Origin of the sequence: Microcoleus sp. K5-D4 (assembly GCF_036704575.1) — a bacterium.
In the GTDB taxonomy this organism is placed as follows: domain Bacteria; phylum Cyanobacteriota; class Cyanobacteriia; order Cyanobacteriales; family Microcoleaceae; genus Microcoleus.
Map to the genome: position 1 here is coordinate 13,493 of NZ_JAUBSD010000116.1, position 3,722 is coordinate 17,214.

Here is a 3,722-nt window from a genome sequence, read left to right on the forward strand (position 1 = left end):
ACGGAACACGCCGACGCGCGCCGTTTCCGCACCGGTTCTTGGAGCAGTTGTGCTCCGATCTCATCCAACCGCGAATCCGAAGTGATTTCTGCCCTCGAAAGCTGTCTCAAAGAACACAGCGGCGAGTACGTCCGCTTGCTCGGCATCGACTCCAAGGCGAAGCGCCGGGTACTCGAAGAAATTATCCAACGACCTTAATTTGCCTGGTAATTAGCCTGTTTCTTCCGTTAAGCCCTCGCACTGGGGCAAACGGGAGAAACCCAAGCGGATTGAAGTAGGATTTGAGATAGTTAAAAAGCTCGAATGAGAAATGTTGGTCAAAATCTAGAATCTTCGGAAAGTTTCTATAAAACGTTAAAGCATCAAGATTCTCAGTATTAGTAAATTATCGTTTCTTAGATTGACATGGTTAAATTTATCAGTCGAGAAAATCCATAATTTAAAGTCGTTTTATCGAAAAAAATAGCTCCTTTCATGGTGAAGTCGAATGTATTTATCGCCACTGCAATTAAGTAGCAACTCTCAGATTTTGATGAGTGGCGATGTAGTTGTGAATGAGGGTGCGGCGATCGCCCCTGGAGCAATCCTGCAAGCAGAGCCGGGCAGCCGGATCTCGATCGCCGCCGGTGCCTGTATCGGTATGGGAGTTATCCTTCACGCCCGTGAAGGTACTCTGGAAATCGCGGCGGGCGTTATTCTGGGTGCAGGAGTGCTGGTGGTAGGTGCCGGAACGATCGGGGAAAATGCCTGTATTGGCGCCGGGACGACCCTAATCAATCCTTGTATCGAGAAAATGCAAATTATGGCAGCAGGTTCTCTAATGGGAGATACCAGCCGCCAAGCCGCCGCAGAAGAAGCAACCGCAACAGCGCCAACAGCAGCGCCAACATCACCAGAAACCCCCGAAGCCACTACGCCACCAGTGGATCGACAGATCGAGCCGATCGAGCCGCCACAACCCGCCCAAACACCGCCTCAAACAGCGCCGGAGACTGCCCCAGAACCGCCGGAATCCACTGCCGCAGAGCCGCCCCAACCAGGGGAAACGCCAACTATTCTGTACGGTCAAGCTCACATCAATCGGCTGTTGGGGACGCTGTTTCCGCACCGGCAAGCTTTTAATCGACCGGAGGAAAACGGCCAAACTCTATCGGGCGGTTCCGGGTAGCCGTCATTTCCGCAAAAGGCAGCTATGCTGAAGGCAGAAAGATCAAATATAAATAGGTAATCTCATATTATTGGTAGCTCAGCAATTGGTAAGGCCTTGCCGCAGCAATCTGTGTCTTGTAGCTCGTGCAGTCTGTCTTCTCATCTGAGAAACTATAAACTATCAACAAATTTTTATTTTGGGAAGTTTCTAAGGGTAATAGAAGATGGACGGACAAACAGATCGTAACAGTCACGAAGAGCGATCGCAGCGCCAGGAATACTTCAAAGACACTGCTTTGGGTTTGGTATCCACCAAGAGTTTTCCGGCAATTGTGGGGACTGCTGACATGATGCTGAAGTCGGCAGGAGTGATTTTAGTAGGATACGAAAAAATTGGTTCCGGCCACTGTACCGCGATCGTCCGGGGCAGAATTTCGGATGTGCGTTTGGCTGTGGAAGCTGGAGCTCAAACTGCCGAACAGTTCGGGCAGTTTGTTTCTAAGTTGGTGATTCCTAGACCTTTGGCTAATTTGGAAGTGGTTTTGCCGATCGGCTTTCGGCTGACTGAACTTTCGGAAAAAGGCAGTTATTCTCGGCTTAGCAATCAGGCGATCGGTTTGCTCGAAACCCGGGGATTTCCGGCAATGGTCGGTGCTTGCGATGCTATGCTCAAATCCGCAGACGTACACTTGGCAGCTTACGAGAAAATTGGCGCCGGCTTGTGCACGGCAATTATTCGCGGTGCAGTTGCAGATGTAGCAGTAGCCGTAGAAGCGGGGATGTACGAAGCTGAGCGAATTGGCGAGTTGAACGCGGTGATGGTAATTCCCAGGCCTTTGGAAGATTTGGAACAAACTTTACCGCTGGCGAGTTGCTGGATCGAGCAGCGTAAACCTGTGATGATGCCCGTGTCGGTTAAGGAAAAGGAACAAGAATTGATCGAACTTCCAGATTTGGAGAAATTGAGGGTTTATGTGGAAGAGGAAATCAATCGGTAATTGGTAATTAGGCAACAAAAGTTTGTAGAGACGTGCTGCTGCAAATACTGAGACGCAGTTTGTCAAAAAAATATAGAGTTTACTCGGTGGGACTGCTGGCAACAATTTATACTGAGTAGCGGTCTCAAACTTAATTTGCCGATCGAGCCGATCGCCGCCGCATCAAGAGACACAGAGCACCAAGTAAAACTAGACTTTTGAGAGCAAGTCGATCGTCGGGTAAACTATCGAACTGACTAATAAGTAAATCCAGCGGACGTGCAGAGCCTTTCAACAGGATTTAACTACTGTTAAAATAAACCACAAATTCTGTTTAGGGTAGATTTCCGGGAATCATTTAAGAGTTACTTTGACCGCAGGTGGATGCTCTTTAAACAGATTAACGGCTGTCTAACTCCAGACTGACTGCACAGGAATCAACCCCCAGAATCAAGCAATCCTGAAAGTGGACCTATGAACCTCAAACAATTTTACAAGCGCGGTTTGCACAGCGCCAAGAAAGGAAACTATGAAGCGGCACTTGAGGACTTCGATCAGATACTGCAACTCAATCCCGCCGATGCCAAAGCCTATAACAATCGCGGCTTGGTTTACTATTACATGAAAGACTACCAAAAAGCGATCGCAGACCTCAGCCAAGCCCTAGATATCAACCCTAATTTGTTCGAGGCTTACTTGAATCGAGGCAATGCTTGGCGTCATCTCGGAGAACACGAAAAAGCCATTGAGGATCTAAACTGTGCTTTAGCAAATAAGCCTAACAGCCACGCTATCTACAACAACCGGGGACTTGTACTTGCTAATTTAGGAAATTACGAAGAAGCAATAGAAGACTACAATCGAGCTCTATCTATCAATTCCAACAATTATAAAACCTATTACAACCGGGGGCGCGCTTACTACCTTTTGGGAGAAAAAGAGGCAGCAACAGAAAACTTTAACGAAACGCTGCGGTTGAATCCCAAATATATCAAAGCTTACATAAATCGCGGTCTCTGTTACCACCAATTAGGAGACAATACGCAGGCGCTGGCCGATTACAACACAGCACTCGCGATCGATCCACAAAATGTTTATGCCTATTATAACAGAGGTTGCGTTCGCTATAAATTAAAACAAATGCAGCTTGCAATTGAAGACTTTGACAAAGCCGTAGAACTCGATCCGAACTATGTTAAAGCTTATCTCAACCGGGGTTTAGCGCTGTATAAACTTGGAGATATTACGGCAGCCAATAAGGATTTCTACCATGTAATGTGCATTAATGCTGAAGCTTATTTATACTACCAAGCACAGAGGTGTACGCCTGATATTAATTCGTACTTCAAGGAAGCGCCACAGGTCGAACTTAATAATGCTGCTGAATACTACAACACAACATTAAATACGATGTCAACTTCCTTAAGTTCAGCAGCATTAAACGCGGTCTGGAATCAAGAAGATTTGGAGAACCGAGACTCGATTATCTGTGAAGGTGAATTTATTAATGATTGATTTAGTCAGTAGTCAGTAGCCCTTAGTCATTAGACTTATTGCCTAAATCTTTGAGCGAGGAAAGCGCAGATGCAACCCACA

At 46.8% G+C, this 3,722-nt stretch carries 5 protein-coding genes; 4 read left to right on the forward strand and 1 reads right to left on the reverse strand.

From position 1 onward, the window contains the following. The 3 genes from QUA77_RS26105 to QUA77_RS26115 all read left to right on the forward strand — a co-directional run. Positions 1–198, forward strand: a 198-nt coding sequence (locus tag QUA77_RS26105) for a ribulose bisphosphate carboxylase small subunit (protein WP_333441803.1), incomplete at its 5' end; no start/stop codon positions are given. Positions 199–487: 289 nt separating this feature from the next. Then, positions 488–1,168, forward strand: coding sequence for a carbon dioxide concentrating mechanism protein (locus QUA77_RS26110; protein ID WP_333039562.1), 681 nt, complete (start codon positions 488–490; stop codon positions 1,166–1,168). A gap of 205 nt (positions 1,169–1,373) precedes the next feature. Then, positions 1,374–2,147 carry a BMC domain-containing protein gene (locus tag QUA77_RS26115; protein ID WP_190731639.1) on the forward strand — a complete coding sequence of 258 codons (774 nt, stop codon included), beginning with the start codon at positions 1,374–1,376 and terminating at the stop codon, positions 2,145–2,147. Between the two features lie 130 nt (positions 2,148–2,277). Here QUA77_RS26115 and QUA77_RS26120 read toward each other — a convergent pair whose 3' ends face one another. Continuing rightward, positions 2,278–2,421 carry a hypothetical protein gene (locus QUA77_RS26120; RefSeq protein WP_333039560.1) on the reverse strand — a complete coding sequence of 48 codons (144 nt, stop codon included), beginning with the start codon at positions 2,419–2,421 and terminating at the stop codon, positions 2,278–2,280. A gap of 179 nt (positions 2,422–2,600) precedes the next feature. On the opposite strand from QUA77_RS26120, the gene QUA77_RS26125 reads away from it, so the two are divergent. Then, positions 2,601–3,641, forward strand: a complete 1,041-nt coding sequence (locus tag QUA77_RS26125; protein WP_333039558.1) for a tetratricopeptide repeat protein — start codon at positions 2,601–2,603, stop codon at positions 3,639–3,641. Positions 3,642–3,722: the final 81 nt, after the last annotated feature.